Origin of the sequence: Nocardia vaccinii NBRC 15922, from assembly GCF_001613305.1 — a bacterium.
Classification (GTDB): domain Bacteria; phylum Actinomycetota; class Actinomycetes; order Mycobacteriales; family Mycobacteriaceae; genus Nocardia; species Nocardia vaccinii.
The window spans coordinates 1-3,666 of sequence record NZ_BDCC01000110.1 but is presented as its reverse complement, the minus strand read 5'-3'; the positions used below and the strand labels follow the sequence as shown (position 1 = coordinate 3,666).

Below are 3,666 nucleotides of genomic sequence, written 5' to 3'. Positions count from 1 at the left end.
CTGGAGTATTAAACCGTGTCTCACATGGGTGTAATTCGTTCCTCGGTGCACTGAATTTGGTTGTGTTGCATGACGTTCGGTCGTGGTGGATGCGTTGTCGCGGCGGTTGGTGCCGGACGAATTGTGGGAGTTGGTCGAGCCGCTGCTGCCGAAGTTCGCGCAACGTCCGCAGGGCGGTGGGGTCGTGCCGACTGACCAGCGGGCGGTGTTCACGGCATTTATCCCGCTATTTAATGGCTGACGTCAGCCAACACCGTCCACACGCGCCAACGTCAATGACCGATATCACACTGCCTGTCTCGCTTCTATTGATCAGGAACTAAACGGTTGAAGTGTAAATGGTGTGTGGGGCGTGAAAGTAGCCGCGGACGTGACAGGGCAGCTTCTGGACGCGTCGGAAGAAGGACTGCACCGCCAGTTCCATCTGGTCGCGGCCGGTGAACCGCATGTCCCCGCGCGGGGAGATCGCCGACATCGCGTTGAGACTGAACCGTTTTCCTGTCCGCGTGACTGTCGGGGTCTATCCGACCCGACCCCAGGTGGCGCCCGACAGATGATCCGAGCGCACCCCGACCTGGTCTGCGAACAGGATCACCGCGCCCTCGGCCTCGGCACGCCTGGCCAGCGCCGGATACGTCGTCTCGACCCATTCGGCCATCGCCTCGGGGTTCGCCTCGATCGCGCGGCGATCGGGCCGCTGGAACGACAATCCCATGCGCCGCAACAGCTTTCCCATCCCACGCTCGGTATAGGACACTCCGAACAGGTTCCACGCCAGCTGAGTGGCCTTGCGGCGAGTCCACAACTTGCCGTCCATCGCCAACTGCTCCGGTTCGAACTCGATGATCGCCTCGATCAACGCCACCTCCTGCGAGGACGTCAGCTTCCGCGCCTCACCCGCCTTACGGCCACCACGCCGCGACTCCAGACCCTCCATACCACCAAAAGCGAAGCGGGCCTTCCAATTCCGGATCGAGTTCTCCGAGACCCCGAACACCCGAACGGCCTCCGCGCCCGACATCCCCTCGCGCAACGCGGCGACCACACGCATCCGCAACGCTTCCTGCTGACCGGGAGAGAGCCTGCGCATGTCCACCCTCAGATCATCAACCACCGGACAGACCTACCCGAACACGATCCACACCCGCAAACGTTCAGTTCCGGATCAATAATCCCGGATCAGCGCAGCTCAACTACCGGATACACCAACGACACCAGACACCGCCAACGCTTGACAACGGCAACAACCACACGCATATCCATATGCGAGCACATGGAGTCATGTCTGTACCCGAGGCAGGAGCCCAGTGCGTTAGCAGCGCACGCTGGGATCTGTGCGGTCCCTACAGCGATCGATATTTGCTGGCCACTGAACGATGACGATAAGCCCATCAAGGCGATTGCCGGCCTGCCTGCCGCCAAGCTTGGGGCGCCATCTGGTTTTCCGCGTGGAATTTGCGGGTGAAGTAGCCTGGGTCGCGGTAGCCGATTCTGGCCGCGATCTCGCTGATGGGGCGGTCCGTGTCGGCGAGAAGTCTGCGCGCTTCGCGCATCCGGCGCTCAGTGATCCATTGTCCTACGGTGCGGCCGGTGCGTTGCTTGATGATGGCGGCGAGGTGGCCAGGGCTCTGAGCGACAGCAACGGCGATGACATTCAGGGAAATTGGTTCCTGGTACCGGGTCTCGATGGCGTCGAATACGGCGGCGAGCACGGAATCTCGATCGAGGTCGAAAGGGATGTCGAGGTCGAGTCTGCTCAGCTGGATGAGAAGCAGGGTCAGGTGGGCACGGATCGCGTCGGCGTATCCGTCGCGGCGGTGTCGTAGTTCTGAGCGCAGGCCGGCGAGGTGCATGTGCCATGTCCAGCGATCTTCGTGCGGAACTTCGACGCGGTGTGCGCCACGGCCGGTGCCGGCGAACGATGACAGCAGGGGGTGGGCACGCCAGGACGTGAGCAGGGTGGTGGCCGCGGGCTCGACGGCGTCCGCGGAGAACAGGACCATCCACATCTTGGTGTCCGAGTCCGTGTGGGTGTGGTGGGCATTGATGACGGTGCCGGGAGCGATGACGAAGGCGTCACCGGTCGTGAGATGCCAGTCCCGGTCCTCGACGCGCAAGCAATGCCGCCCATCCTCGATATACACAAGCTGCAGGAAGTCGTGGGCGTGGGTCGCCGGAACGGCATAGTGGTGCGGGGGAAGGTCGACCGCCTCGGTCATGATCGCGACCGGCGGCAGCCCCGGGCCGGGGGAATAGCCGATGAGGGGTACTCGCTGCGGCGTGTGCCCGGCTCGGCGCCGCGCTCCACCGGTGCCGGAAGATTGTCCCATCACCTCATTGTTTCATCCCGGCCACGCAGCTCAAAACCCGTCACACTGATCTTGACAAACAGAGATTCGTCCAGACCAGTGAGGCAGACATGACCGATGCTCGCGGCCACGCGAAAACGATCTCCCCCCGGGCCTACGATTGGCTCAGCCGGGCCGCCGGCGTCGGCGACGCCCACTGGCAACTGGTCGCTCAGGCCGCGATCGGCGCCGGTGCCACGGTGCTAGAGGTCGGCGTAGGCACCGGGAACATCCTATTGAAGGTCAAACGTGCTGTTCCCGCGTCTATCGCGATCGGCCTCGACACCAGTGCCGCTTCTCTTGTCACCGCGGCTCGCAAGGCAGCCCGCGCCCGCGTCGAGATTCAGCTGGACCACGGTGACGCCACCCATCTGCCCTATCCGGATGCAGGCATCGACCGGATCTTGTCGTCCTTCGTGTTCCACCACATTCCCGACGACCAGAAGCTCGCCACCCTGAGCGAGGTCCGCCGCGTCCTGAAGCCGGACGGCAGCCTGCACCTGCTCGACTTCGTAGCGAGGCCAGAACGGAAGTCAAAGGTTCTGGCTACGCTTCGTGACCGCCATGATCACGACAGGCCGCGAGTGGTCGACCCGGTGGAACTCATGGCACAGGCAGGGCTGACCGATCCGGTTCACATCAGCGATGGCGCGTCCCGTCTGGGCCGCCACGCGTTCTACCGGGCCTCCCGGTGACCTGTCCCGAACTCTGCCGCCGTCTCGTGCGCATTGTGGTACCTCTCGTGGCTCGCACCCGGCCACGCACGGCCGATGTACCCGCCCGACCTGCACGTGCGATGCCCAGTGGAAGGAATGACGATGATAGTAATCTTCTCGAGCATGACCGTCGACCCGGCCCAACGACCGGACCTGGACGCCGAAATGGCCGACTGGCTTGCCGCAACCGCACGCGAGCGAGACGGTGCCAGTATTTACAAGTACATGAGTGATCCGGCCGACCCCTCGAAGGTCTACGTTTTTCAATCCTGGGAGAATGACGACTCCTTCGCTACCTGGACGAAGCAGCCAGCTTTTCAAGAACTACTGGGAAAGTACCGACTGAACGGGTCGCTCACAGATGTCGAAGCAGTCATCTTCGAGGGATGCACCAGCACTCGAGGCGGACCGCTATAGACCCGTGATGCCCACCTGTCGCCTGCCAGCCTGAAGGGTTCTGACGCAGATAACGTGATCATTCCGAGGTCCGTCGGGTTTCTGTTGTCGAGCCGGATTCGTTGTGGCTGAGTAGTATTCGTTTCCGGAGTAGGTCCAGGTTCGATCTGCCAAAGCACTGCCTCTTGAGGGCCTTAGCCCTTAGT

4 protein-coding genes and 1 pseudogene are annotated in these 3,666 nt (G+C 62.7%); 3 read left to right on the top strand and 2 right to left on the bottom strand.

Translation table 11 applies throughout. The annotated features are described in order from the left end of the window. Positions 1 to 82: 82 nt before the first annotated feature. Positions 83 to 223: pseudogene (locus NV1_RS41455) on the top strand (IS5/IS1182 family transposase); the annotation flags it as partial. Positions 224 to 520: 297 nt separating this feature from the next. Here the strand turns inward: NV1_RS41455 and NV1_RS41450 are convergent. Both NV1_RS41450 and NV1_RS41445 read right to left on the bottom strand, forming a co-directional pair. Then, on the bottom strand, positions 521 to 1,114 hold the full coding sequence (locus NV1_RS41450) for an IS630 family transposase (protein WP_157117781.1): 594 nt from the start codon (positions 1,112 to 1,114) through the stop codon (positions 521 to 523). Positions 1,115 to 1,391: 277 nt separating this feature from the next. Continuing rightward, positions 1,392 to 2,219, bottom strand: coding sequence for an AraC family transcriptional regulator (locus NV1_RS41445; protein WP_218027377.1), 828 nt, complete (start codon positions 2,217 to 2,219; stop codon positions 1,392 to 1,394). A gap of 200 nt (positions 2,220 to 2,419) precedes the next feature. Here NV1_RS41445 and NV1_RS41440 point away from each other — a divergent pair, with 200 nt between their 5' ends. Both NV1_RS41440 and NV1_RS41435 read left to right on the top strand, forming a co-directional pair. Then, positions 2,420 to 3,043, top strand: a complete 624-nt coding sequence (locus NV1_RS41440) for a class I SAM-dependent methyltransferase (protein ID WP_067905168.1) — start codon at positions 2,420 to 2,422, stop codon at positions 3,041 to 3,043. A 75-nt stretch (positions 3,044 to 3,118) separates the two neighbouring features. Further along, positions 3,119 to 3,481, top strand: coding sequence for a putative quinol monooxygenase (locus NV1_RS41435; RefSeq protein ID WP_084526754.1), 363 nt, complete (start codon positions 3,119 to 3,121; stop codon positions 3,479 to 3,481). Positions 3,482 to 3,666 lie beyond the last annotated feature (185 nt).